Origin of the sequence: Azohydromonas caseinilytica, assembly GCF_012927045.1 — a bacterium.
GTDB lineage: Bacteria > Pseudomonadota > Gammaproteobacteria > Burkholderiales > Burkholderiaceae_C > Azohydromonas > Azohydromonas caseinilytica.
This window is the reverse complement of record NZ_JABBFW010000008.1, coordinates 15,103-39,639: the sequence shown is the minus strand read 5'-3', so window position 1 is coordinate 39,639 and position 24,537 is coordinate 15,103. Positions and strand designations below refer to the sequence as shown.

Annotated in this window: 26 protein-coding genes; 7 read left to right on the top strand and 19 right to left on the bottom strand. The window is 70.0% G+C overall.

Annotation, left to right across the window (positions count from 1 at the left end; translation table 11 throughout):
- The first annotated feature begins 68 nt into the window (after window positions 1–68).
- A complete protein-coding gene (locus tag HHL10_RS13335) occupies window positions 69–944 on the top strand; it encodes a phytanoyl-CoA dioxygenase family protein (RefSeq protein ID WP_169160864.1) in 876 nt (291 codons plus the stop codon).
- A 7-nt stretch (window positions 945–951) separates the two neighbouring features.
- Here the strand turns inward: HHL10_RS13335 and HHL10_RS13330 are convergent, their stop codons facing one another.
- The 4 genes from HHL10_RS13330 to HHL10_RS13315 form a co-directional block, all read right to left on the bottom strand.
- A complete protein-coding gene (locus tag HHL10_RS13330; RefSeq protein WP_169160863.1) occupies window positions 952–2,022 on the bottom strand; it encodes a polysaccharide deacetylase family protein in 1,071 nt (356 codons plus the stop codon).
- A gap of 231 nt (window positions 2,023–2,253) precedes the next feature.
- Complete coding sequence (locus HHL10_RS13325) at window positions 2,254–3,774, bottom strand: DUF3482 domain-containing protein (protein WP_235971434.1); 1,521 nt, start codon at window positions 3,772–3,774, stop codon at window positions 2,254–2,256.
- Between the two features lies 1 nt (window position 3,775).
- On the bottom strand, window positions 3,776–5,194 hold the full coding sequence (locus tag HHL10_RS13320; RefSeq protein ID WP_169160862.1) for a DUF2868 domain-containing protein: 1,419 nt from the start codon (window positions 5,192–5,194) through the stop codon (window positions 3,776–3,778).
- A gap of 132 nt (window positions 5,195–5,326) precedes the next feature.
- Window positions 5,327–6,019, bottom strand: a complete 693-nt coding sequence (locus tag HHL10_RS13315) for an SGNH/GDSL hydrolase family protein (protein WP_169160861.1) — start codon at window positions 6,017–6,019, stop codon at window positions 5,327–5,329.
- Between the two features lie 118 nt (window positions 6,020–6,137).
- Between HHL10_RS13315 and HHL10_RS13310 the strand changes: the two genes are divergently transcribed.
- On the top strand, window positions 6,138–7,061 hold the full coding sequence (locus HHL10_RS13310) for an oxygenase MpaB family protein (RefSeq protein WP_169160860.1): 924 nt from the start codon (window positions 6,138–6,140) through the stop codon (window positions 7,059–7,061).
- A gap of 49 nt (window positions 7,062–7,110) precedes the next feature.
- Here the strand turns inward: HHL10_RS13310 and HHL10_RS13305 are convergent, their stop codons facing one another.
- The 10 genes from HHL10_RS13305 to HHL10_RS13260 form a co-directional block, all read right to left on the bottom strand.
- Window positions 7,111–7,647 (bottom strand): DUF3617 domain-containing protein, encoded by a 537-nt coding sequence (locus tag HHL10_RS13305; RefSeq protein WP_169160859.1) that lies wholly within the window; start codon window positions 7,645–7,647, stop codon window positions 7,111–7,113.
- A gap of 26 nt (window positions 7,648–7,673) precedes the next feature.
- Entirely contained in the window at window positions 7,674–7,916 is a 243-nt protein-coding gene (locus HHL10_RS13300; RefSeq protein WP_169160858.1) for a hypothetical protein, read from the bottom strand.
- A gap of 73 nt (window positions 7,917–7,989) precedes the next feature.
- Entirely contained in the window at window positions 7,990–8,217 is a 228-nt protein-coding gene (locus HHL10_RS13295; RefSeq protein ID WP_169160857.1) for a DUF7661 family protein, read from the bottom strand.
- 87 nt (window positions 8,218–8,304) lie between these two features.
- Window positions 8,305–8,583: a hypothetical protein gene (locus HHL10_RS13290; RefSeq protein ID WP_169160856.1), complete on the bottom strand. Its 279-nt coding sequence runs from the start codon at window positions 8,581–8,583 to the stop codon at window positions 8,305–8,307.
- 200 nt (window positions 8,584–8,783) lie between these two features.
- Window positions 8,784–9,158 carry a hypothetical protein gene (locus HHL10_RS13285; RefSeq protein ID WP_169160855.1) on the bottom strand — a complete coding sequence of 125 codons (375 nt, stop codon included), beginning with the start codon at window positions 9,156–9,158 and terminating at the stop codon, window positions 8,784–8,786.
- On the bottom strand, window positions 9,119–9,691 hold the full coding sequence (locus HHL10_RS13280) for a tlde1 domain-containing protein (protein ID WP_235971428.1): 573 nt from the start codon (window positions 9,689–9,691) through the stop codon (window positions 9,119–9,121). Before HHL10_RS13280 ends, HHL10_RS13285 begins: the two co-directional genes overlap by 40 nt.
- Window positions 9,692–9,789: 98 nt before the next feature.
- Window positions 9,790–10,410, bottom strand: a complete 621-nt coding sequence (locus HHL10_RS13275; protein WP_169160854.1) for a DJ-1/PfpI family protein — start codon at window positions 10,408–10,410, stop codon at window positions 9,790–9,792.
- Window positions 10,411–10,416: 6 nt separating this feature from the next.
- The gene (locus tag HHL10_RS13270; protein ID WP_169160853.1) at window positions 10,417–11,025 is read right to left on the bottom strand and encodes an alpha/beta fold hydrolase; all 609 of its coding nucleotides are present in this window, start codon (window positions 11,023–11,025) and stop codon (window positions 10,417–10,419) included.
- A gap of 55 nt (window positions 11,026–11,080) precedes the next feature.
- Entirely contained in the window at window positions 11,081–11,482 is a 402-nt protein-coding gene (locus HHL10_RS13265; RefSeq protein ID WP_169160852.1) for a hypothetical protein, read from the bottom strand.
- 30 nt (window positions 11,483–11,512) lie between these two features.
- Window positions 11,513–13,537 carry an NAD(+) synthase gene (locus tag HHL10_RS13260; protein WP_169160851.1) on the bottom strand — a complete coding sequence of 675 codons (2,025 nt, stop codon included), beginning with the start codon at window positions 13,535–13,537 and terminating at the stop codon, window positions 11,513–11,515.
- Between the two features lie 271 nt (window positions 13,538–13,808).
- Here HHL10_RS13260 and HHL10_RS13255 point away from each other — a divergent pair, with 271 nt between their 5' ends.
- From HHL10_RS13255 to argP, 3 genes are all read left to right on the top strand, one after another.
- On the top strand, window positions 13,809–14,468 hold the full coding sequence (locus HHL10_RS13255; protein ID WP_169160850.1) for a hypothetical protein: 660 nt from the start codon (window positions 13,809–13,811) through the stop codon (window positions 14,466–14,468).
- Between the two features lie 97 nt (window positions 14,469–14,565).
- Window positions 14,566–15,162, top strand: coding sequence for a DedA family protein (locus HHL10_RS13250; protein ID WP_169160849.1), 597 nt, complete (start codon window positions 14,566–14,568; stop codon window positions 15,160–15,162).
- A 191-nt stretch (window positions 15,163–15,353) separates the two neighbouring features.
- Window positions 15,354–16,361 (top strand): HTH-type transcriptional regulator ArgP, encoded by a 1,008-nt coding sequence (gene argP / locus HHL10_RS13245; protein WP_169160848.1) that lies wholly within the window; start codon window positions 15,354–15,356, stop codon window positions 16,359–16,361.
- Window positions 16,362–16,450: 89 nt separating this feature from the next.
- Here argP and HHL10_RS13240 read toward each other — a convergent pair whose 3' ends face one another.
- The 3 genes from HHL10_RS13240 to HHL10_RS13230 all read right to left on the bottom strand — a co-directional run bounded on the left by HHL10_RS13240 (window position 16,451) and on the right by HHL10_RS13230 (window position 18,997).
- Entirely contained in the window at window positions 16,451–17,080 is a 630-nt protein-coding gene (locus tag HHL10_RS13240) for a LysE family transporter (RefSeq protein WP_169160847.1), read from the bottom strand.
- Entirely contained in the window at window positions 17,077–17,823 is a 747-nt protein-coding gene (locus tag HHL10_RS13235) for a HalD/BesD family halogenase (RefSeq protein WP_169160846.1), read from the bottom strand. Before HHL10_RS13235 ends, HHL10_RS13240 begins: the two co-directional genes overlap by 4 nt.
- Before the next feature lie 181 nt (window positions 17,824–18,004).
- Complete coding sequence (locus tag HHL10_RS13230; protein ID WP_235971426.1) at window positions 18,005–18,997, bottom strand: fatty acid desaturase; 993 nt, start codon at window positions 18,995–18,997, stop codon at window positions 18,005–18,007.
- Between the two features lie 403 nt (window positions 18,998–19,400).
- On the opposite strand from HHL10_RS13230, the gene HHL10_RS13225 reads away from it, so the two are divergent.
- Window positions 19,401–20,762, top strand: a complete 1,362-nt coding sequence (locus tag HHL10_RS13225; protein WP_169160845.1) for an MBL fold metallo-hydrolase — start codon at window positions 19,401–19,403, stop codon at window positions 20,760–20,762.
- Between the two features lie 5 nt (window positions 20,763–20,767).
- Window positions 20,768–22,288 (top strand): thymidine phosphorylase family protein, encoded by a 1,521-nt coding sequence (locus HHL10_RS13220; protein ID WP_169161074.1) that lies wholly within the window; start codon window positions 20,768–20,770, stop codon window positions 22,286–22,288.
- 291 nt (window positions 22,289–22,579) lie between these two features.
- On the opposite strand, the gene HHL10_RS13215 is transcribed toward HHL10_RS13220, so the two are convergent.
- On the bottom strand, window positions 22,580–23,533 hold the full coding sequence (locus HHL10_RS13215) for a 2-hydroxyacid dehydrogenase (RefSeq protein ID WP_169160844.1): 954 nt from the start codon (window positions 23,531–23,533) through the stop codon (window positions 22,580–22,582).
- Window positions 23,534–23,549: 16 nt separating this feature from the next.
- A complete protein-coding gene (locus HHL10_RS13210) occupies window positions 23,550–24,524 on the bottom strand; it encodes a tripartite tricarboxylate transporter substrate binding protein (protein WP_169160843.1) in 975 nt (324 codons plus the stop codon).
- Window positions 24,525–24,537: the final 13 nt, after the last annotated feature.

Here is a 24,537-nt window from a genome sequence, read left to right as displayed (position 1 = left end):
AACCTGCCCCGACCGAGAAACCACGCGCCGTCCGTGCGCGCTTCTTTCGGTCAGCAGGAGACTCCCGCATGAACACTGCATCGGCCCCGGGCGGCGACATGCCGCAGGGCTATGACGTCGCCCGGATCATGGGCGGCCTCTATGGCGACGGCATCATCGCCCTGCGCGGCGCCTTCGAGCGCGCCTGGGGGCAGCGGCTGCGCGAGGACATCGACACGCTCTTCGCCGAGGCCCGGCAGCGCCCGCGTGGCGCGCTGCCGCGCGGGCCGCAGCGCTGGTACGTCGAGGTGCACCCGCAACGGCTGCGCGGCTTCGTGGACATCGTCACGCACCCCTGGTTCGTCACCGTGTGCCGCGCCGTGCTGGGACCGGACTACAAGGTGGTGGAAGTCGGCTTCGACGTGCCCGGCCCCGGCGCGCAGGACCAGCCCTGGCACCGCGACTTCCCCATGCCCGAGGAGACGCGGCTGGGCCGGCGCCTGAACTCGCTGGCCTTCAACCTCAGCGCCGTGGACACCACGCCGGAGATGGGGCCCTTCGAGGTGGCGCCGGGCACGCAGTGGGACGAGTTCGGGCTCGATGCCGAGGCCACCGGCCGGCGCGAGCTGGGCATGTTTCCGCCGCGCGAGCTGTTCCCGCGCTACGAGGCACGCAAGCAGGCGCGCCTGGCGCAGATGGGCGACATCTCCGCGCGTTCGGCGCTGACCATCCACCGCGGCACCGCCAACCACTCCGACCAATGGCGCCCGGTGCTGGTGGTGGGCGTGGACGCGCCCGATGCGCGCAACGGCGAGCGCCACGACATCCAGCTCACGCCCGACTATCACGCCGCGCTGCCCGAGGAGGTGCGTCGCCACTTGGCCGGGCGCGTGGTGGACCAGCTGCAGTACATCGAGCAGGTCCACTCCATCGAGGGGCTGCTGGCCGGCGACAGCAACTACTGATCGGGTATCAGGCCTGCGCCGCCACCACGCCGGCCTGGCGCGCGTCCAGCAGCCGCTGCGCCTGCAGCTTGGCGTGGAGCGCCTCTACGCTCATGAACACGCCGCCGAGCTCGTCGCGGAACCACAGGCACAGCTCCTTGATCGCGGCGACGAAGCGGCGCAGGTCGTCCGGGCTGCGCACGTAGGGCGTGTGCCCGGGCGCCAGGGACGGGCTGTGGTAGGTCAGCGAGAACACCTGGCAGCCGGCGCGGGCCAGGGTGGCGGCCAGGCGCTTCATCTCGGCGGCGGTGCAGCCCTCGGGCGTCAGGCGGATGCGCTCCAGCAGCCGGGTGCGCGCCGCGATGCCGCCGGCATGCAGCGCCTTCAGAGGCGCCGACTGCAGCAGCGGATACAGCGCCGTGCCGAAAGCGCGCAGCGCGCCGCAATAGCCGGTGGTGACGGGCAATTCCAGCAGCGGCGCCTGCGCATGGCCGAGCCAGAAGGGCTGCTCCGAATAGCGGGAGAAATCCGGGCCGCCGTCATCCTCGAAGGAGGTGCGGGGCACGAAACTGGCGTCGATCCTGTAGCCCAGCGCGGCAATGGCCTCCAGGGTATGCGCGCCCACCCCGTAGCGCCCGGCCTTGAAGGTGATCGGCGCCCGGCCGAAATTCTCGGTGATGGCCTGCGTCAGCTGCCGGAGTTTCTCGAACTCCAATTCCCGGGGCAGATTGCATCCGTAGGAATTGAAGTTGTTGACAATTTCCGTGTAGGGTGGAGATACCCAGGGTTGCAGGTGGGTGCCAATTTCGCAACGGCCGCTGGAAAGCAATGAGCCCAGTACCGCGACGGCGGCCGGCGTGGTCGCCACCGGCCAGTCCACCGCGTAGGTCGGCACGATGCCCAGCGCGTCGAAAACCTGGTCGTGCGCCAGGTGCTGGGCCGCAATGGCCGTCGTGCCGGTGCTGTGGCGAGAGAAGGGCTGGGTCCAGTCGAATTCCTCCTCGGTGTCGACGACCACGACCAGCACGGGCGCATGGCCCTTCGGCAACCGGGCAGGGATATTCTGGCTGTTGGCGATCATGGGATCGTTGTTATTCATGTCGCACCGGGTCCGGGGCCGTTCAGTAATGGAGTGATATTCAAGGGCCCGAGAAACCGGTAATCCGTCCCAATGCCGTTTTTTCCAGAGCAAAGAGGCTAGTGTAAACAAAGGCCTTGCAGTTTCCGGGCACGCCGGACGGGCGAAGTTCACACGGGCCGCAGCAGCGTGCGCGGGCCCGGCCGCCGGGGTCCGCCGCGGCCGGGCCTGGCCCAGCCCAGGGTGCGAGCCTCAGGCCGGCACCGGCGTTTGCATGGCCGCCCGCACGCGGTCGATGTCGGCTTCCGGGTACAGCCAGGCCAGCAGCTCCAGCGCCAGCGTGGCGGCCAGGGCCTGGAGCTGGGCGCGGGCGCCGTCCGCGTCCAGGTCGCCGATGCGCAGCGCCGCGAACAGCGCGTCCAGCTCGGTGCCGGCGCCATCCACGCGCAGCCGGGCCTGCTCCACCCAGGCTGCCGGCAGCTCGTCATGCTCGAACTGGCCCCGGCCGCGCCCGAAATGCGCCACCGCCAGGTATTTCAACAGCGCGTCCTGCAGCAGGCCGCGCAGCGCGGCGTCGCTCAGGCGCAGCGTCTCCTCCTTGACGCCCCGGGCGCGGTTGAAACCCTCGGCGCCCGCGACGAAGGCCACCGCCCCCGCCAGCGCGCCCAGCAGCGCCCCGGTGCCCAGCGTCAGCCCACCGGTGGCGGCGTCGGCGGCCAGCCCGGTGGCCGCGCCCGAGGCGATGGCCCCGCCCAGGCCGGCCCGCACCGGGTCCAGCGGCGCGCGCGAGATCAGGTCGCCCTGGTCCAGCCGCTTCAGGAAGGGGTGCTCCGCCCGGCCCAGCAGCCCGTGCAGGCGCAGCAGTTCGCGCGTGGTGTTAGCGCGGCCCTGTTCCACGCGGCGCTGCAGCGCCTGCTGGCCGCGCTCGCGCCGCGTGTCGGCGCCCGTGCCGGCCAGGCGGGCCAGCAGCCCCGGCTGGGCCTGGGCGGCTTCGATGCCCTGCTCCAGCCCGGCCGCCGCCACCAGCTGCGCAGCGATGGCGTGCATCGAGGCCTCGAAGCACTGCACGTTGCGCCGCTGCCAGGCCCGCTGCAGCCGCTCATAGCCGGCCTGCTTGGGGGCCGGGACCAGCGTGCCCAGCGTGTCGAAGAAAGCCTGCTCGTGCACCCAGCAGCGGGCGAAGGCGTCCAGCGCCAGCACGCCGCCCACCGCCTCCACACCGCGCAGGTGCTGCTGCCAGCGGCGCAGCTCGTCGTCGGCCGCGCCACTGCCGGCGGGGGCCAGGCCGGTCTGGTTGAGCAGCACCAGCACCGGCCGCTCCATCCAGGCCAGCAGCTTCAGCTCCGGCTCCAGGTAGCCCGCCTCGGCCGGCGCCTCGGTGGCGTTGACCGGGTAGAGCACCACGTCGGCATGGTCGCGCGTGGCGCGCATGGCCTGCTGGCTGAGGAAGAAGGGCCGGTCCGTCCAGCGGTCCCACACCTGCGACAGGAACCAGCCGATGGGGTTGGCGGCGCGGCTCAGGCGCCGGTACAGGCGCGCGGAGTCGCCCAGGCCCGGCGTGTCCCACAGCACCAGCGCGTCGCCCTCGGGGGTGGCGAGCAGCGCGTGCGACTGCGCCTCCTGCGTCACGTGCGCCGCGTCGCGCACCTCGCCCACGTCCTGGCCCAGCAGCGTGCGCGCCAGCGTGGTCTTGCCCACGTTGGTGTGGGAGACGAGGCAAAGCTCGATGCGGGTGCCCATGCCGGCGGCGGTGTCCTGTGCCGTGTCCGCCATGTCAGCCTCCCAGCTCCACCACCTGCACCCGCGTGAACCCGTAGGGCCGCACAAATTCGTTCCACAGCGTCTCGCGCTCCTTGAGCCGCTCGCCGCGGCCCAGGCGGGCGGCGAAGGCGCCGCTGTCGAGCAGCACCAGCGCCTGCGGCGCCAGCTGCGCCACGCGCCGCAGGAAGGCGCCATGCGTCTCGGCTTCGGGCGTGGCCGACAGCGACAGCAGCGCCGCGCATTCCAGCACCTCGCCCTCGGCCGGCGCGGGGCGGCGCGCCACGGCTTCCACCGCGTCGCCGTAGGCCAGCGCCGGCTGCGCGCTCACCTCGGCCTCCACGCCCAGCACGGCCGGCGCCTGCCGCTGCAGCGCCGCCGCGCGCGCCGCGTCCAGCGTCAGCCCGTAGGGCCACACCACCAGGCGCAGGCGCTGGCCGGTGCCCTCGGCCAGCAGCCTGGCGAAGTAGGGATCGGTCAGGTCCAGCGGGAAGTGGCGCGTGTAGCGCCGCGCGCGCCGGGACTGGATCAGCCACAGCAGCAGCCGCGGCAGCACGATGGACACCAGCAGCAGCGCCGTCACCAGCTGCAGCCAGCGGTCGGCCAGCGCCGGGCTGGTCTGCCCCCAGTGGTGCATGGCCGTCACTTCCTCCAGCGTGAAGGGCGCCACGCCGGCGACGCCGGGCAGCAGCGTCACCGGCCAGAACAGGATCTGCAGCAGCCGGTGCACGCCTTCGGGCGTCTTGATGAGCTGGCTTTCCCAGCCGACGCTGAACTCGTTGGGCAGCGCGCGCGCGCCGATGTAGGCGACGAGTCCCAGCGCCACCGCCACGGCGCCCAGGTGCAGCGCGGCGCGCACGCGCGCCTGCCACAGCGGCGCCGCGGCCCGGGCCCAGGCGCGGCTGAAGCGGCTGGCGACGGCAAAGCCGCCGCGCCGCCAGCGCCCCGGCCAGGCCGCCAGGCCTGCCAGCCAGCCCGGCGCGCGCGGCGCGACGCGACGCCGGCGCAGGAACAGCCGCGACAGCAGCCACAGCAACGCCAGGCCCCAGTTCCACAGCACCACGCCCAGCAGCGGCGCCGACAGCAGGTTGATGCGCTCAGGATTGACCAGCGCGTCCGAGGCGAAGCCGGCCGCGAAGCCCGCCACCACGACCAGCGCCTGCACCAGTGGCCAGAAGCCGCCGCCGCCCTCGATGAAGCCGCGCAGCGCCGGGCGCCGCGCCGCCGCGTCCTGCAGCAGCCGCTGCGCGCGCTGCACCAGGAAGCGCTCGGACCAGTCCTGGGACTTGAGGGTGCGCCCGGGCTTGGGCAGCCCGGCGCGCACCACCTCCGAGGCCTCGCGGCTCTGCGCCGGCGTGAGCAGCCGTCCCTCGGCCTCGGCGCCGCTTTCCAGCGCCTGGATCAGCAACACAGTGCGGGCTTCGGATTCGTTCAAGGCGGCATCTCCCGGGGAGTGAGGGTGGTGTCGCGCTCACTGGTGCAGCGGACATGCCCGCGCGGGCGCGACCCGGGGAGTGTGGCGCCGAAGCGCGGGCCCGGGCGGCACGGCCCGAGCGGCGGGCAAGCTTCAGCGCAACACGGGCGCGATCAGCTCGCGCCAGAGCGCGTAGCCCCGGGCATTGAGGTGCAGCGCGTCCGGCTGGAACAGCTGCGGCCGCGGCTGGCCGTCGGGGCCGAGCATGGGCGTGAAGACGTCGATGTAGGCCAGCCGCGCATCGCCGGCGGCGTGGTGGCGGACCAGCATGTTGGCCTGGCGCACCCGGTGCAGCAGCCGCGCGCGCGAGGGGCTGGGCTTGATGGCGATGAAGGCGATGCGGGTTGCGGGCAGCGCGCGGTGCACGCCGTCCACGAAGGCGAGGTAGCTGTTGAGCACCTGCCGCGGCGTGTCGCCGGCGGCGAGGTCGTTGTCGCCGGCGTAGAGCACCACCAGGCGCGGGCGGTAGGGCAGCACCAGGCGGTCCAGGTGGCGGGCGCACTCGGCCAGCGTGGAGCCGCCGAAGCCGCGATTCAGGGGCGGCGGGCTCAGGTCGAACTGAGTTTCCAGGTTCTCCCAGCCGCGGATGCTGGAGCTGCCCACGAACACCACGCCGCCCGGCGCCACCGGCCGGGCCCGGTCCGCGGCTTCAAACGCGGCGAAGCTCGCGCGCCAACGCGGCGCCACGCTGCTGAGCGGTGCCTCATCGGCCCAGGCTGGCAGGACGGTGCCCAGGAGCGCGAAGGTGGTGAAGCGGCGGCGGGAGCGGGAGTAGGGGGATGTCACGGAAGGCGATTGTCCGTGCCGTGCCGGGCCAGGACGCCGTGACGAATTCCCGCTTCCTTGGCAAGCCCGTGGCCCAGCCCGGCCGCGCGCTGCGGGCGGTAATGCCACGCTGTGCGGCATGACAGCCATCGTGTTGCCGGCGCCGTTGCAGCGGCGCGTCGAAGTCGTGGTGCGGGCCATGCTGGAGCCGGCCGGGCTGCCGGCGGACCTGTTCGCCTCCCCTCGCGGCGAGCCTGCGCTCAGTGCGCCCGACTCCCTGGCGTGGCAGTTGTTCAAGAACCCGGCGGCGCTGTTCATCGGGGGCGTCGCGGCCGTGCTGCTGGAGCTGGCGGAGCCCCGGGTACGCACGGGCGTGTGGGAGCACACGCGCTTTCGCGAGCAGCCGGTGCAGCGGCTGCAGCGCACCGGGCTGGCCGCGATGCTGACCGTCTATGGCCCGCGCAGCCGCACCGAGGCGATGATCGCCGCGGTGTCGCGCCGGCACATGGCCATTGCCGGCAGTACGCCGACCGGCGAGGCTTACCGGGCCAGCGACCCGGAGCTGCTGGAGTGGGTGCATGCCACCGCCAGCTTCGGCATCGTCGAGGCCACCCATGCCTACGTGCGGCCGCTGTCGGTCGCCGAACGCGACCGCTACTTCTTCGAGAGCCGCACCGCGGCGCGGCTCTATGGCGCGCCGGGGGTGCCGGCGTCGCAGGCCGAGCTCGACGCGCTGCTGGCCGCGATGGCGCCCCGGCTCGAAGGCTCCGCGACCGTGTTCGAGTTCCTGCACATCCTGGCGCGGGCGCCGGCACTGCCTGCGCCCTTGCGGCCGCTGCAGGGGCTGCTGGTCCGCGCCGGGGTGGAGATCGTGCCGGGCTGGCTGCGCGAGCGGCTGGGCCTGGGCACCCGCTGGGGCTTGCGGCCCTGGGAGCGCGGCCTCGTCATCCTGCTGGCGCGTGGCGCCGACCGCGTGCTGCTGCGCTCCAGCCCGCCGGTACAGGCCTGCCGGCGGTTGGGGCTGCCCGACGATTACCTGTATTCGCGCCCGCCCCGCCCTTGAGCGCGCGGCTCGGGTTCGGCGCCATGGCGGTCAAGGCGCGAGCCCGCATTCATGGCCGCGTGGCCGGCGTGCAGTCGCCCAGGCGCGTCATGCGGATCTGGATGCGCGACCGCACGGTGCGGCTCGCGTCGCCCGCGGGCACGTCGGTGGCGAGCGTGACCGAGGAGAAAGTGGTGGGCGCGCTGGCGCTTTCGTGGCGCACTTCCCGGCGCGTGCCGTCGCTGTCCTGGCAGGCCACGGCCCAGGTGGAAGCCGTGGCGCCGCGCTGCTCGCTCAGCAGCCGGCAGCTGCTGCCTTGCTGCCGGTTGCGCTGCATGAAGGTGGCCGCATCCATGTCCGGGCCTTGCTTCAGGGACGCCTCGCTCAGGCAGTCCTGGCGCTGCTCGACGGACATGGAGCGGTAGGCGCCGCTGTCCGGGTCCAGCGTGCCGCCGTCGAAGTGCTTCTCCCACAGGCCCGGCTGCAGCACCGGCTGGGCCAGGGCCGCGCCGCACAGGCTGAGCAGCAGGGCCGGGAGCGCATGGCGGGACCGGGTGGCGCACCGGGCGGGGCTGGCGGACGAATGGGCGTGGGCGGAGGGCGGCATGGGCATCGCGAAGGGCTTGGAGGGGCTTAGGAATACACGAGCGTGATGACCGTGAAGATCAGCGCGACCAGGATGAGGAAAACCAGCTCGATCCGGTCCACATAGCGCTTGGCGTTCTGGCCGGCCCAGGCCGCACAGTCATCGACGCGCTTGCGCAGCCAGTGGCCGGGGGGATGCACGACGCGCACCACGAATAGCAGCAAGGCACCTCCCACGAGCACCAACAACAGAAAGGCCAGCGACATGAGCATCAGCGGCTGTGCGGTCATGGAAAGCAGCAGGTTTCTCGTCGAATGGGGCGCGTCAGCGTCGGACGCGAGCAGTTTCTCGAGTATCCCGGGTTCAATCGAGCCTGAACACCGATCCATTCGTCGGCGTGGCCGATTCGTGGAACAGGTCGAACAGATATTGCTCCATGTCGTCCTCGGTCACGAAATCCGGCACGATGAAATCCGCCGGCCGGCGCTTGCCGTCGGCGCCGAGCAGCCAGGCCGTCCAGTTTCCCGGCGCGCCGGTGATCTGGACGAGCTGGCCGAAGACGTTGAAGCGCAGGCTGGGCCTGTGGGTCATGGACAGTTTCCTGAAAAAGCTGTCAATACGAGGTATGGCGGCTCCAGCCAGGCAAATCACTCGACTTGTCCGTGCTTCCCGGAACCATCATGCTGGTTTGCTTTTTGCTTCGAATTCGATCCCGCCGACGTAGGGGTAAATGAAGTTGTACAGCGCGCAACCGGCAATCACGGAGAGATAAGTAAGGGCCAGATACAGCAGCGGCATGAAAACGATCATGAGCACGGGCGTTCGGGATTCGGCGGGCGCCAGGACCGAAAGCAACAGGAAGATGGGCGTGATGAAAATCAGCGAGGTGACGGCCGTGAGGACGGCGAATACCTTGGCATTCTGGTGAGGTGACAGACGGGCGACTTGCTGTTTCATGGTGGGGCGCCTCCTCGCGCCGCGCTGGCTTCGAGTTGAAGTGATCTTCCCTACCGCTTCCTGGACCACGATTCCATGATGGGCGCCAGTCCAGTCCTGACAAATCGTGAAATACGGCGGATATGACAGTGCTGATCGGGCGTCACGGAAGCTGAAGCCATGTTATTGGGCGCAGTGCGCGCCAGCAACCAAGCCAGCCGTCACGTTTCCCTGCGCCGTCGGTTCAGGCGCCAGCCCAGGATCACGCCGGACACAAACAGGCCCAAGGATAGATAAGCCTGAACGTAATACAGAGGGCCTTGCTCGGCATACAAATGCGGACCGACATCCGGTGAGTGAATCTCCACCAAGAGGCTGACGAACCAGAAAGCGGGTAAGGCGGCAAGAACAGGAGCAAGCCAGCGGCGGTAACGAACGCCAGCGAAACAGAGAAGGGCAGCCAAGAAACCCACCAGCCATATATGCGCGGTGGAAGGCTCCTTGTCGCTGACTTCGGCCCAGGTGGCCAGGGGCAAGGTAAGGAAGAGAGCGGCTGTTACTTTGAGGGATACCGCACGCTCAAGGGAATGTAGCATTCGGGTAGTCCTTCCAGTTCGGTCCTGAGTTGCTTGACGAATTTATCGATGCCCAGCGTAAGATCGATGCAGCCTGCACTTCCAGGCACGGAGCCGCCATGAATGAAAAATCCACCTCTCCCGTGAGTTTGAGTGCCGGGATAGGGATGAATGGTCAGGCGAAAATTTCCCCATGCTGAGCGAGGCGTGCGAATCAAGCTCTTAAACCAATTATTTTCCCACAGCTGCGAGGGTTGTATCCAATATTCCCCCTCAGGGATCGGTCCTTTATTGCGGACTTTCTGTCGCTCGGGGGAGTAGTCAAATTTTCCGTGATCGTTACGCTTGCCTGAAACTGCGGGAAACATCAACGGTTGCTTGGTGCCCGTAGCGCGCAAAAACGAGCCGTCGAATACCAGGGATATGCGAGATCTTGCACAGGCGGGCATTTTGGGCTCAGTGCGTTCCTCGGCATAGTGCTCCTCCGTGGGTGAACCGCAGAAAAGCCCATGCTGCGCCGAAACTTCTTCAGCTTGGCAGGTGCATAAAGTCATTTGACTTCATGCTATTTTGCCAATTCTGGCGCTGAGTGCGTCCGGGCACGCTCCATGCCAGCGCTGGTATCAATATGCCACTGCTGGCCTACAGTAAGTCAAAGCGTCGATGATTTTTCGGGTTGCAAATAGGGTCTGATCGCCGTCAAGGCCCGCTCCACATATACTTCTTTTTCCCCCACCGGTGCCACATAATGCAGCGCCTCACGCGCGGCCGTTTCGTCCTCGGTGCGCGCCAGCACCCAGGCCGCGAGATATTGAGACGCCAGGCAGCCGCCGGCCGTGGCCACGTTGCCGCGCGCGAAAAAGGGCTGGTTCAGCACCTCGACGCCCGCCTCCTGCACCCATGGCTTGGTGATCAGGTCGGTGCAGGCGGGAATATCCTGCAGCACGCCCAATTTCGCCAGGATCAGCGTGCCGGAGCATTGGGCGCCGATGAGTTGTCGGGACGGGTCGAGTTTCAATTGGCCGATCAGGGCCGGGTCGTTCACGAATTCCCGGGTTTTCATGCCGCTACCGACCAGCACCACGTCCGCCGCATTGGCCTCGGCGAGGCGGATTTGCGCCTGCACCACCACGCCGTTCATCGAGGTCAGAGTTTCATCCGGCCCGCAGATGGAAGCCCGCCAACCGGGGCGTTTCACGCGATTGAGGATGCCCAGGGCGATGAAGGAATCGAGCTCGTTGAATCCCTGGGCGGTGAGAATGGCGATGTGCATGGCAGGTCAGGTGGTTTTGCGCAGGTGCGCGTCGATGAGCGGTGCAACGTCAGCGGCGAATGTATTGGCCAAATCGTGGTCTCCACCCGAAAAGACATGCAATTCCGCTTTCGGCAGCAATGCTGACAGACGCTGGCCCACGGCCACCGGGCTGATCGGGTCGGCACCGCCCCACAGCAACAGCGTGGGAATGCGGATGTCGGGAAGCCGGGCCGACAAATCCTCGTGGTGCTCGGCAAACCAGCGCGGCAGATTGGGATTGTTCTTAAGAAAAGACGGACGCCAATCCTCGGCGCCAAGGCTGTTCACATCCAGTCCACCCGAGGTGACGCTCAGCACCAAATGCGTGACGAGGTCCGGTTTCTCCAGTGCCGTCCGCAGGGCAATGACGCCGCCCATGGATTGGGCAATCAGCGCGGTGGGCTCATCGATTTGCGCCACCACCCGGGTCACCAGATCGTCAAAACTCCGCACCGCCGAATCTGGCGGCGTGGGGCCGAAGCCGGGCCAGCCGAGATGGATTTTCCGGGCCGGATGCGTGAGCAGGCCAGAAACCGGCTGCCACAAGGCGGTATTGCCGGTGGCGCCGGGGAGGAAAAGGAGTTTGGAAGGCATGAGGGCAGGGTTTGTGACGGTTGGGGAATTAAGCCGTCCTTCTTGAATCCCGCCCTCAATTCACGCGCTGGTATCGGTATCCCTTGCCCTGCATGCACAGTTGCAGCAGGTCGGAGCGGTCCTTGGTGGGAACCTTGTTCAGGCGCATCTCATATTGGCATCGGGACAAGGCGGTCGTCCGGTCCGATTCGGTGGCGCCGTCCTTGACCCAGGCGGAGCGGGGAGGGGTGGTGCAGGCGGCGAGAATGGGGAGCAGGACAACCGCTGTCAGAAGCATTTTCATGGACCGGTGCTTTATGGGCTTTTTGTTGAACGTATGAGGCGCCGCCACTATAAAGCGACCATCAGCAGGTCCGACGCTGGAAAAGAGCAGAAAAATTCCCCTATACAGGCTCAGGCTGGGCGAGCGGCAAGGCTGCGGGCTGGCGCCTTGCAAATAAAAGGCTGCTTTTTCCAAGGCAGCCTTTTCAAGCCTGACGAGCCCGCATCACTCCTCCGGCACATTCCTCTCCAACTCCGCCAGCCAAGCATTCGCCGACGCATCACTCGGCGCCCGCCAATCCCCGCGCGGCGACAGCGAGCCGCCCGAGCCGACTTTCGGCGAATTCGGCACGCAGGTGCGCTTGAACTGGTTGGCGAAGAAGCGGCGCAGGAAGGTATTCAAGTGCTTGCGCACGTCGGCCAGGGAATATTTGGCGTGGTCGCCCGAGCACCAGGCCTGGTAGGCCAGGAACGCGACCTTCGACGGGTCGTAGCCGTAGCGCAGGATGTGGAACAGGTTGAAATCCTGCAGCTCGTAGGGGCCGATGGCGCTTTCGGTCGATTGCGCCGGCTGCTCTCCCTCGGCGCCGCCGGGCACCAGCTCCGGGCTGATCTCGGTGCCCAGGATGTCCAGCAGCACCTGGCTGCCCTGCTCGCCCACTTGGCCCGTCTCCGCCACCCAGCGCACCAGGTACTGCATCAGCGTCTTGGGCACGCTGGCGTTCACGCCGTAGTGCGACATGTGGTCGCCCACGCCGTAGGTGCACCAGCCCAGCGCCAGTTCGCTCAGGTCGCCGGTGCCGATGACGATGCCGCCGTGCAGGTTGGCCAGGCGGAACAGGTGGCTCGTCCGCTCGCCGGCCTGCACGTTCTCGAAGGTCACGTCGTACACCGCCTCGCCGCTGCCGGCCGGGTGGCCCAGGTCCTTGAGCATCTGCAGGCAGCTGGGGCGGATGTCGATCTGCTCGGCCGAGCAGCCAATGGCTGCCATCAGGCGCAGCGCCTGGTCCAGCGTGCGTCCGCTGGTGGCAAAGCCCGGCATGGTGTAGCCCAGGATGTTCGATCGCGGCAGCCCCATCAGGTCCACCGCCTTGGCGCACACCAGCAGCGCGTGCGTGGAGTCCAGCCCGCCCGACACGCCGATGACGAGCTTGGTGATGCCCGCGGCGCGCAGCCGCTGCACCAGCGCCTGCACCTGGATGTTGAACACCTCGCGGCAGCGCTCGTCGCGCTGCGCCGGGTTGGCCGGCACGTAGGGCATGCGCGGCACGTAGCGCTGCAGCGGCAGCCGCTCCTCGGCGGGCAGCTCGGCCTGGTAGAGCACGGTGCGCCAGTTCGCCAGCGCCGCCTTGTGCTGGCCCACGGTGGCGCCGAAGGTGGTCATGCGCATGCGCTCGTGCAGCAGCCGCTCCAGGTCGATGTCGGCGGTGATGAGCTGGCTGTCCTGCTTGAAGCGCTCGGTCTCGGCCAGCAGCACGCCGTTCTCGTAGGCCAGGCCGTGGCCGTCCCAGGCCATGTCGTTGGTGGACTCGCCCGGCCCCGAGGCGCTGTAGAGGTAGGCGCCCAGGCAGCGCGCCGAGTGCAGGCCCACCAGCTCATGCCGGTAGCCGGACTTGCCGATGGTGATGTTGGAGGCCGAGAGATTGAGCATCACCGTGGCGCCGGCCAGCGCGGCGTAGGTGGAGGGCGGGATCGGCACCCAGGCGTCCTCGCAGATCTCCACGTGCAGCTTGAGCAGCGGGTGGTTCTCGGCCTGGAACAGCAGCTGCGTGCCGAAGGGCACGGTCTGGCCGGCCAGCGTCACCAGGTCGGAGACGGCGTTGACGGCGCTGTTGAACTGGCGCGCCTCGTAGAACTCGCCGTAGTTGGGCAGGTACGTCTTGGGCACCACGCCCAGGATGCGCCCGCGGTGGAACACCACGGCGCAGTTGAACAGGCGCTCGTCCACGCGCAGCGGGATGCCCACCACGCCCAGCACCGGGATGCCGGCGGCGTCCTGCACCAGCCGCGCCAGTGCCAGCTCGGCCTCGTCCAGCAGCACGCGCTGGTGGAACAGGTCGTCGCAGGTGTAGCCCACCAGGCCCAGCTCCGGGAACAGCGCCACCACGGCGCGCTTGTCGTGGGCGGCGCGCAGCAGCGAGAGCGTCTCCTGCGCGTTGTGCTGCGGGTCGGCCAGCCGGATGCGCGGCACGCAGACGGCAGTGCGGATGAAACCGTGGGTGTAGAGGCTGTGGAAGCGGTCCTTGCTCATGTCGGTGTCTCGGTTTCTTGGTCGGTGCCTTGGTTGTGTGGGGGACGATTGTCCGCGCCGGCGCCGGGTGTCCCGCGCCGGGGCCGGCTGCGCCGCGACAGGGCCGCGTAGGCCTGGGCGGGCAGGATGCCGGGCGACGGCAGGGGCCTGGTCCGCAGCTCGCCAGCGAGCGGCATGCCCAGGCGCGTCGGCGCGCGGCGTGCCGCCCCCGCGGCGGGCCGTCCGGACACACGTGAGCGGCTGCTCCAGGCCGCCTTGGAGGGAGAGAAGCATGAGCAACGAACCGAGGGCGGCCCTGGCCGCGATGCCCCGCCGCGCGGGGCTGGCACTCCTGGCACTGGCCGCCCTGGCGGGCTGTGCCACCGCGCCCACCGACCCGCTGGGGCTGCCGGCGTCGCTGCAGGGCCGCGCCGAGGTGCTGCGCCTGGACGACCCGGACTACGAGCGTGCCGCCGCCTGGAGCGCGCTCAAGGCGCCGGGCCAGGGCGGCGTGCTGGGCGTGGCGGTGGTGCGCATCCGGGAAGACCTGCCGGTGTACCGGCTGTGGAACGGCCCGGCCGTCCGGGACGCGCGCGGCAACACCAACCGCCTGGGCGGCTGGTGGTCGGCCGATGCGCCCAGCGGCACGGTGGCGCAGTACCGCAGCGACTACGAGGTCTGCCAGACCTGGAACCAGCTCACCTGGCTGGCGCGCTGCACGCTGCGCCGCGGCGCGGTGGTGGCGGTGGGGCCGGGCCAGTCGGTGTCGGCCCAGACCTGCGGCGACGCCAGCGGCCAGGAGAGCTATCCGCCCAACCGCCAGGGCTGGCAGATCTACATCGACCAGCCCTGGCAGCGCCCGCAGGAGCTGTCCTGCCCGGCCGACACCCAGGACATCGAGGTGAACCCCGGCGACGTCGGCAAGCCCAAGGCGGCGGTCGCGGGGCGGTAGGCCCGCGCCGCGCAGGCCTCGCCGCGCCGTCCGTCCGGCCCGTGGGCCCGGTGCATGCTCCAGGGCGCGGCATGTCCCTGGACCAAGGAGCGCGGGCGTGGCGGAATGGGTGATCGGCGTGATCCAGCAGTACGGCTACCTCGGCATCGCGCTGCTGATGCTGGCGGAGAACCTGTTTCCGCCGCTGCCTTCCGAATTGATCATGCCTTTCGCCGGCTTCCTGGCCGCTTCGGGCCAGGGCCACGCGGCGCTGGTCGTGGCGGCCGGAGCGCTGGGGTCGCTGCTGGGGTCGCTGCCGTGGTATGCGGCGGGCCGGCTGCTGGGCTGCGCCCGGCTCAAGCGCCTGGCGGACCGGCATGGCCGCTGGCTGGCGGTGTCGCCCCAGGAGATCGAGCGCGCCGAGGGCTGGTTCCGGCGGCGTGGCCCGGTGGTGCTGGTGCTGGGCCGGCTGGTGCCCGCGCTGCGCACGGTGGTGGCGCTGCCGGCCGGCCTGGTGGCCATGCCGCTGGGCCGCTTCATGGCTTGGACGCTGCTGGGCTCGGCGCTGTGGTGCGGCCTGCTGGTGGCCGCGGGCTACCTGATGCAGCAGCAGTACGAGCGCATCGCGGCCTGGATGAACCCGGTGACCACCGGCCTGTTCCTGCTCATCGCCATGGGCTACGTGCTGCGGGTGCTGCGCTGGCGTCGGCGCTGACGGCCCGGGCGCGGCGCCACCCGTACCGTCCTGCAAGCGGCGATGTCAAATTCCTGTAACTCCCTGTCATTCCGGCGCGGGGAAATTACTGGGGTGATCCCTTATATTCAATCAATGTTGTCCCCGTAATTTCGGGGCGCCCCGAGATTTTTCAGCGCGGGCCTGTGCGGCCCGCGGCACGAACGGCTTTCATGTTTGACCGGCAGCAGCTCCATACCCTGGCCACCATTGTTGAGGAAGGCAGTTTCGAACGCGCCGCGGCGGTCATGAATCTGACGCGGGGGGCAATTTCGCAGCGCATCAAGCTGCTGGAGGAATCGGTGTCGGCCATTTTGCTGGTCCGGCAGAAACCGGTTGTTCCCACGCCCGCCGGTGAAATCCTGCTGCGCCATGTCAAGGCCTTGCGGCTGCTGGAGGAGTCCACGCTGCGGCAGCTGGAGCCGGCGCCGGGCACCAGCGGGCGCTTGCCGCTGACCATCGCCGTCAATGCCGATTCGCTGGCGACCTGGTTCGCGCGGGTGCTGTGGACGCCGCTGGTGCAGTCGCGCGTCGCGCTGGAAGTGATCGCCGAGGACCAGGCCCACACGCTGGAGCGGCTGGCGCGCGGCGACGTCATCGGCTGCGTGTCCAGCCTGGAGCGGGCGCCCGCGGGCTTCGTGGCCGATGCCCTGGGGGCCATGGAGTACCGCTGCATGGCCAGCCGGGCGCTGGCCGAGCGTTTCTTTCCGGACGGCCTCACGCTCAAGGCGGTGCTGGAGGCGCCGGCGGTGCTGTTCAACCGCCGGGACGGTCTGCACAACGAGTTCCTGGCCGGGCGTTTCGGCATGCGCATCGAGCGCTACCCCCGGCATTACCTGCCCGCGCCCGGTGCGCTGCTGGAGGCGGTGCATTCGGGTTGCGGCTACGGCCTGGTGCCGGCGCTGCAGCTGCAGGCGGACCCGGCGCGCCACGACCTGGTGGACCTGGCGCCGAAGCATCCGGTGCCCGTGGCGCTGTACTGGCACCACTGGCAGGTCGAGCCGCCGCTGTCGCAGGAGCTGAGCGCCACGGTGCGAGCCGTCGCCAAGGCCATGCTGCAGCCGCTGCCGGGCGAGCGGCCGGCCCCGTCCGCGGCCGAGGCCCGGTCCTGGCCGGTCCGTGACGAAGCCGAGTCCGGCAACGCCGACGGTTCCGGCGCCGCGCTGGTCCGGGCCGCCTGAGACGCGCAAGCCCCGCCGCACGAACCCGCCTCGTGCGGGCAGCCGGTGCAGCACCGGGGCACCGCGCCGGCCAGCAGCGGCATTTCCGATCAGCCCAGCAGCAGCACGTCCCGCACGGTGGCCGCGGCGAGGCCGATCAGCGCAATGCCGCACAGGGCATTGATGAGCCGGGTGAACAGCGGCGGCAGCGCGCGGTGCAGCACGTGGATCAACCCGGCGCAGACGAAGCACCAGATCAGCGACGAGGCCATGAAGCCCAGGAAGAACACGGTGTAGTGCTCCAAGGCCGGGTTCTCCACGCCCAGCCCGCCCAGCACGCTGCCCAGCGCTGCCCAGTAGAAGACGTTGGCCGGGTTGGTCAGCGACAGCGAGGCGCCGCTGGCCAGGGCGCCCTGGCGGGCCCGGCCATCGACCGGCGCGGCTGCGGCGGCCGGCGCAGCGTTCATGTCCCTGAAGCACTGCACGCCCAGGTAGGCCAGGTACAGCGCGCCGACGATGGCCACGGGCGCGCGCACCGCCGGCAGGGCGAAGATCACGCCGGCCCCGGCCAGCCCGAGCACGGCCCATGTCGCGTCGCCGACCAGCGATCCGAATTGAACGTACAACGCTTGGTGATAGCCCCCGGAAATGCCGCGCCGGAAGGATTCCGCGAACACGGCACCCGGTGAGGCGTTGAAAATCAATCCCAGGCCGAAAGCGGAAACGAACAACCAGGTCACGCGAAAATTTCCTCCATGGTGTCGTGCGTGGTGACGGTCTGCACCTCTTCGGGCGTGGACCACACCATATTCACGATGATGCGGCGCGAGCCGGCATTGATGGGGCTCACGCGATGCAGGCCGGTATCGGTGCGCAGGATATAGACGTCGCCCGGCTCCAGGCGGAAGGACAGGATCTGGTTGGAAAACAGCACTTCCTCGACGCTGGGGCGCTCCCGGTTCCAGGAAGTATTGGGCACCAGTTGCACGTAACCGCCCGATTCCTTGTCCGGAGTTTCCACCGCGATATTCACGCCGTACTTGTAGTCATCCCAGTGCCAGCCGTGCGTGTGGCCGGATTTGAACAGCGCGTTGACGATGTACTGCTCCGGCTCGTAGGGGCACTCGACGAAGGTCTCGCGCGTGATGACCTCGAACAGGCGCCGGAATGCCACCGACTGGTAGAGCGCCGGGATGAGCCGGCCCTGGCTCCTGATCTCCTCGCACCGCACGTTGACCATCCGGCGCGGGGTATTGGCCGTCTGGCGCATGAGAAAGTCCCGCTCCACGCCGCTGGATTCCAGCAGGTTCCAGCATTCGCCGCGCAATTCATCAAGCAATTCAGGCTTGATCATGTTGCGCAGAATGGCATAGCCGCGCTCCTGCATGGAGGCGCGCAATTCGACGAGGTCCGCGCGCCCGAGAAAGTCGACGACCATTTCAAAAAACCGACGATCCAGCGCTGACGAGTCGTTCGTATTCATTTCGTTCAAGAGTTAAACCCCGGATGGCTGATGCTGTGCCCCGCCCTGAATGGTGCGGCCGCGATGCGGGTCCGGCCTTGATAAAGCCCGTCTGCCGTGCCGGCTCCATTTGCGGGGGCTGACGCGCCTTGCGCGCGCAGCATCCATATTGTCGGAGCGCAGGGATTCACGGGGCGCGGATTCAAAATATTTGGCCCATGGCCGGTTTCATTGAACCGGGGGCAGCGGCCTGCCAGGCCCTGGCGACGGCGCCGTCGCCGAAGAAGTAGGCACGGCACTGCTGCGCCCGTGCCCGGTACATGGGCAGCTGCTGGAACAGGGCGTGGGCTTGCCGCAGGCGGTAGTAGGGCACCGCGGGCAGGAGGTGGTGGGTGAGGTGGTAGCCGTTGTTGCGCGGATGGACCACGAGGCGGGCCAGGCCGGTGCAGGACATGTCCCTGGAGAAGGAGAACACTTCGCCGGGCTGCAGGCCGTAGTGGTCGCACATCTCGCGCAGCATCGTCAGCAGGTGGAACACCGTGGCGCGGGCCAGCAGGGTCAGCCCCAGCAGCGCGCCCGCGTACGCCGCGCCTCCCCAGGCGCCCGCCAGCGCCAGCACGCCGGCCCACCAGGCCAGGATGCAGAGCCTGTTTGCCGGGCGCACACCCGCGTCGGCGAGGTGCCCGGCCAGCGACGCCAGCCAGAGCCGCCGCATCGTCACGAGGCGCAGGTAGCTCTGCAGCCAGTGCCGCACCGGTGTGGCCGGCGGCGGCAGGAAGTCGGGGTCCACGCCGGCACGGCCCAGGGCCCGGTGATGCAGGAAATGCGTGTTCCGGTAGTGCTCCAGGTCGGCGAACAGCATCGGTGCCACCAGCAGCCGCGTGACCCAGTCGTTGAGCCGTGGCTGGCGCCACAGGCTGCGGTGCCCGGCGTCGTGCAGCAGGTTGCCCAGCGCCCGCTGCCGGTGTCCGATCAGGCACAGCGCCACCGGCGTGAGCCAGGGGCTCCAGAACACGACAAAGGCCACGCTGCCCAAGATCACGGCCCAGTCGAAGGCGATGTCCCGCGCCGCCCGCGCGGGTGCAAGCCTGAGCAGCTCCTGGTATTCAGGGCAGTGCCTGCGCAACTGGGATAAGAATTCGATGACATCCTTGTGAACACCGGCCTGCAACTCCATGACTCCATTTCTTTTCATGCCGTCTGCAATAACCCGCGGGCAATTCCTGACCTGGGCAAACTACCGCCTCGCCCTTGCAAACAAACAGGCACGGTAGCAGCGCGGGTAGCGTCCGGGCGTTGATTCAGGAAATTTGTTCCAGACTCAAATTCGCTAAATTGCCAGCTCCGTATTTTCCGTGCGGCTGGAGCCGGGCCTTGGCGACGCCGCGCGGAAAATGCCGGGACGCCGCCGCAACCGACGGCAGGGCCCCGGCCATGCGGCGGGCCGTTGCGGGAATTGATCCAGCTCATGCCGGCAGCAGGGCGCCTGCCTATGCTGCGCGCACCAGCCGGCGTCCGGGAGCGCCGGGCTTGACAACGCACAGGAGGCTTCTCATGCAGCACGCCTTCGCGCCGGCCCCGCGCTTGTGGAGCCCGCCATGAGGCTCGGCTTCCACGGCGGCGCCGGCACCGTCACCGGCTCCAAGTACCTCGTCGAGCACGACGGCCGCAGGCTGCTGGTCGATTGCGGACTGTTCCAGGGCTGGAAGTCGCTGCGCGAGCTCAACTGGGAGCCGCTGCCCTTCGAGCCGCGCACGGTGGACGCGGTGCTGCTCACCCATGCGCACCTGGACCACTCCGGCGCGCTGCCGCTGCTCGTGCGCCAGGGCTTCACCGGGCCGGTTCTGGCCACGCCGGCCACCGCCGACGTGTGCCGGCTGCTGCTGCCCGACAGCGCCCGCATCCAGGAGGAGGACGCCGCCTTCGCCAACCGCCACCACACCTCCAGGCACCAGCCGGCCCAGCCGCTCTACACCGAGGAGGACGCGCAGCGCGCGCTGCGCCATTTCGAGCCGCTGCCGCTGCATGCGCGCACCGAGGTGCTGCCCGGCCTGTTCGCCACCTTCCGCCGCGCCGGCCACATCCTGGGCGCCGCCTCGCTGCTGCTGGAGGCCGACGGCCGCACGCTGCTGTTCTCGGGCGACCTGGGGCGCCCGGACGACCCGCTCATGCACGCGCCCGATCCGGCGCCGGTCGCGGACTGGGTCGTCATCGAGTCCACTTACGGCGACCGGCTGCATGGTGGCGAGGACGCGCAGGCCGCGCTGGGCGAAATCATCACGCGCACGGCAGCGCGCGGCGGCACGGTGCTGGTGCCGGCCTTCGCCGTGGGCCGCACCCAGTTGCTGCTGCTGCTGATCCACCGGCTGAAGGCGCAGGGCGCGATCCCGGACCTGCCCGTGTTCCTGGACAGCCCGATGGCGATCGACATGACCGAGCTCTACCGCCACCACCACGGCGAGCACCGCCTGAGCCCTGCGGAGAACGCCGGCATGTGTGGCGTGGCGCAGATGGCGCGCACGCCGGCCGAGTCGCGCGCGCTGAGCCAGGCGCGCTTCCCGGCGGTGGTGGTGTCGGCCAGCGGCATGGCCACCGGCGGGCGCGTGCTGCACCACCTGCAGGCCCGGCTGCCCGACCACCGCAACACCGTGGTGCTGGTGGGCTACCAGGCCGGCGGCACGCGCGGCGCGCGGCTGCAGGCCGGGGAGCGCTTCCTGCGCATCTTTGGCCAGGACGTACCGGTGAAGGCCGAGGTGCTGTCGCTGGGCGGGCTGTCGGCGCATGCCGACGCGGCGCAGCTGGTGCAGTGGCTGCGCGGCATGCCGCGGGCGCCGCGGCAGGTCTTCGTCACCCATGGCGAGCCCGGTCCGGCGGACGCGCTGCGCCAGCGCATCGGGCGCGAGCTGGGCTGGCCGGCAACGGCGCCGCTGCTGGGCCGCACGGTGGAGCTGCACGCATGAGCTGCATGCTGCAAGGCGCGCCGGCGCCCGCGCCCTTGCTGCGCGTGGCGCGCATCGGCATCGAGACGTCCCAGGAGTTCGTGGTCTACATGCACCGCGACTGCCCGGTGTGCCGCGCCGAGGGTTTCCAGGCGCAGACGCGGGTGGAGCTGCGGCTGCGCGGGCGCACGCTGATTGCCACGCTCAACGTAGTCGATCCGGGCCTGCTGTCGCTGGGCGAGGCCGGCCTGAGCAACAGCGCCTGGCGCGCGCTGGACGCGCGCCCCGGCGACCACGTCAGCATCGCGCACGCGCCGCTGCTGGAGTCGATGAGCGCCGTGCGCGCCAAGCTCTACGGCCACCGGCTGGACCCGGCGGCACTGCGCGCCATCGTGGGCGACCTGGCCGCCGGCCGCTACCCGGACACCCACATCGCCGCCTTCCTGGCCGCCTGCGCGGGCGGGCACATGGACGTGCAGGAAACCACCGATCTCACCGCCGCCATGGTGGACGCGGGCGAGCGGCTGTCCTGGGGCTTCGGCCCCATCGGCGACAAGCACTGCGTCGGCGGCCTGCCGGGCAACCGCACCACGCCGATCGTGGTGGCCATTGCCGTGGCGGCCGGGCTGGTGGTGCCCAAGACCTCCTCGCGCGCCATCACCTCGCCGGCGGGCACGGCCGACGTGATGGAGACGCTGACCACCGTGGCGCTGGACGGCACGGCCATGCGCCGCGTCGTGGCGCGCGAGGGCGGCTGCCTGGTGTGGGGCGGCGCGCTCACGCTCAGCCCGGCCGACGACGTGCTCATCCGCGTCGAGCGCCCGCTGGACCTGGACAGCGACGCGCAGCTGGTGGCCTCGGTGCTGTCCAAGAAGATCGCCGCCGGCGCCACGCACGCGCTCATCGACGTGCCGGTGGGCCCCACCGCCAAGGTGCGTAGCGAGGTGGACTACCTGCGCCTGAAGTCGCTGCTGGAGCGGGTGGCCCAGGCCCATGGCCTGCGGCTGCAGGTGTTGCGCACCGACGGCAGTCAGCCCGTGGGCCGCGGCGTGGGCCCGGCGCTGGAAGCCTGGGACGTGCTGGCCGTGCTGCAGGGCGCGCCCGATGCGCCCGCAGACCTGCGCGCCAAGGCCGTGCGGCTGGCCGCGGCGCTGCTGGAGTTCAGCGGCCGGGTGCCGGCCGGCGAGGGCGCGCTGGTGGCCGGGCAGGTGCTGGCCGGCGGCGCGGCGTGGTCGAAGTTCCAGGCCATCTGCGAGGCCCAGGGTGGGCTGCGTGAACCGCCGCGCGCGCTGCTGCGCGAGCCGGCGCTGGCGCGGCGTGCCGGGCGCGTCACCGCCATCGACAGCCGCCGCCTGGCGCGCCTGGCCCGGCTGGCCGGCGCGCCCAACGTGCCAGCGGCCGGGCTGGAGCTGCACGTGCGGCTGGGCGACGTGGTGGAACCCGGCCAGCCGCTGCTGACCCTGCACGCCCAGGCCCGCGGCGAGCTGGAGTACGCGCGGCAGTACCTGGAGCGCAACGAGGTGATTGGGGTGGAGGAGGAGGGATGAAGAGTGTCGAGGCAGTGGCAGGCACTGCTGTACGGGGAAAGTTGTGACCCTGCGTTGCTCCGGAGGCTCAGGCGCCACGTCCTCTGCCTCGTCATTCCCGCGAAGGCGAGAACCCAGGCGGTCCCCAAGCAGGCCGCGAGCTGCTTGCCAGGCATGCCAAGGTTTTTGTTCGGCCGCGTGATGCCTGCATGGACTTCAATGGCCGACGTGGGACCGCCTGGGTCCCCGCCTTCGCGGGGATGACGGAGTAGTAAACGGGGCAGCGCAGCTCATGGCGAACGCCTCAAATCCTCACTGCACCGGCGCCTGCATCCTCACCTCTCCCCGCTCGAAGAAGCTCCGCAGGTTCTCCAGCACCAGGTCGGCCATGGCCTGGCGCGTCTCGTGGGTGCCGCTGGCGACATGGGGCGTGAGCACCACGTTGTCCAGCGCCAGCAGCGCCTCGGGCACGCGCGGCTCGTCCAGGAACACGTCCAGGCCGGCACCGGCGATGCGCTTGTCCTGCAGCGCGCGCACCAGCGCGGCCTCGTCCACCAGCGTGCCGCGCGCGATGTTGACCAGGAAACCCTGCGGCCCCAGCGCCTGCAGCACCTCGGCCGAGATCAGCCCGCGGCTGCCGGGGCCGCCGGCCGCGGCCACCACCAGGAACTCCGCCCAGCGCGCCAGCGCCGGCAGGCTCGCCTCGTGGCCGTAGGGCACGTCCGAGACGACGTTGCGGTCGTGGTAGCGGATCTCCATGTCGAAGCCCGAGGCGCGCTTGGCCACCGTGCGGCCGATGCGCCCCATCCCCACGATGCCCAGCCGCTTGCCGCTCACGCGCGTGGCCAGCGGAAATTTCTCCTGCAGCCAGCCGCCGCGGCGCACGAAGCGGTCCGCCTCCGAGGCGCGGCGCGCCACGTCCAGCAGCAGGGTGAAAGCGATGTCGGCCACGCAGTCGTTGAGCACGTTGGGCGTGTAGCCCACGGCCACGCCGCGGCGCGCGGCCGCCGCCAGGTCGATCCGGTCCAGGCCGACGCCGAAGCTCGACACCACCCGCACCTCGGGCAGCGCCTCCAGCAGGGCGGCATCGATGCCCACCGGCGCGGAAGTCACCGCCTCAACGAACTCGCGGCCCCGCGCGGCCAGGAAGGCGCGCGGGTCGGCCTGCTGCGCCAGCAGGGTCACGTCATAGTCGGCGGCCAGTCGCGCTTCCAGCGCGGGCAGCAGGCGGCCCAGTTGCAGGACGCGGGGTTTCATCAGGGTCATGGTGTGAGGTTCCTGGTCAATCGGGCTGGATGCCCGCGCTCTTGGCCACCTTGGCCCAGCGCGCGATCTCGGACTGGATGAAGTCGCCGAACTGCTGCGGCGTGCCGCCCGCAGGCTCGATGCCGGCCGCCGCCAGCTTCTCGCGCAGCTCGGGCGTCGCCAGCGCCTTGTTGGCCTCGGCATTGAGCTTGGCGATCACGTCCTTGGGCGTGCCCGCCGGCGCAAGCAGCCCGCCCCAGGTGCTGGTCTCGTAGCCCTTGAGCCCGGCCTCGGCCATGGTCGGCAGCTCCGGGAACAGGCTGGAGCGCCTGGGCGTGGTCACGGCCAGCGCGCGCACCTTGTCGCCCTTGACCTGCGGCGCCACGGCGGCGACGGTGTCGAACATCAGCGCCGTGCGGCCGGCAATGAGGTCAGGGTGCGCGGCGGTGCTGCCCTTGTAGGGCACATGCGCGATGTCCACGCCGGCCACGCTCCTGAACAGCTCGGCCGACATGTGCGGCGCGCCGCCGTTGCCGCTGGAGGCGTAGCTGACCTGGCCCGGATGGCCCTTCAGGTAGCTCACCAGCTCGGTGACGTTCCTGGCCGGGATGTCCTTGTTCACCACCAGCATCAGCGGCACCACGTGCGTCTGCACCACCGGCTCGAAGCTCTTCACCGTGTCGAAGGGCAGCTTCTTGTACATGCTGGGGTTGATGGCGTGGCTGCTGGCCACCAGTGCCAGCGTGTGGCCGTCGGGCGCGGCCTTGGCCACGAAGTCCGAGCCCAGCATGCCGGCGGCGCCGCCCTTGTTCTCGATGGTCACCGGCTGGCCCCAGGCCGCGGTGAAGCGCGCGCCGATGAGCCGCGCTGCGATGTCGATGGCCCCGCCCGGCGAGGCCGGCACGACGATGGTGATGGGCTTGCTGGGAAAGTTGGCTTGTGCCTGGGCGCCGGCCGCCAGGGCGAGCGCACCCGCCGCGGCCAGGCCGCGCCCGATGGTCTTGAGCTGCATGGGAATCTCCGCG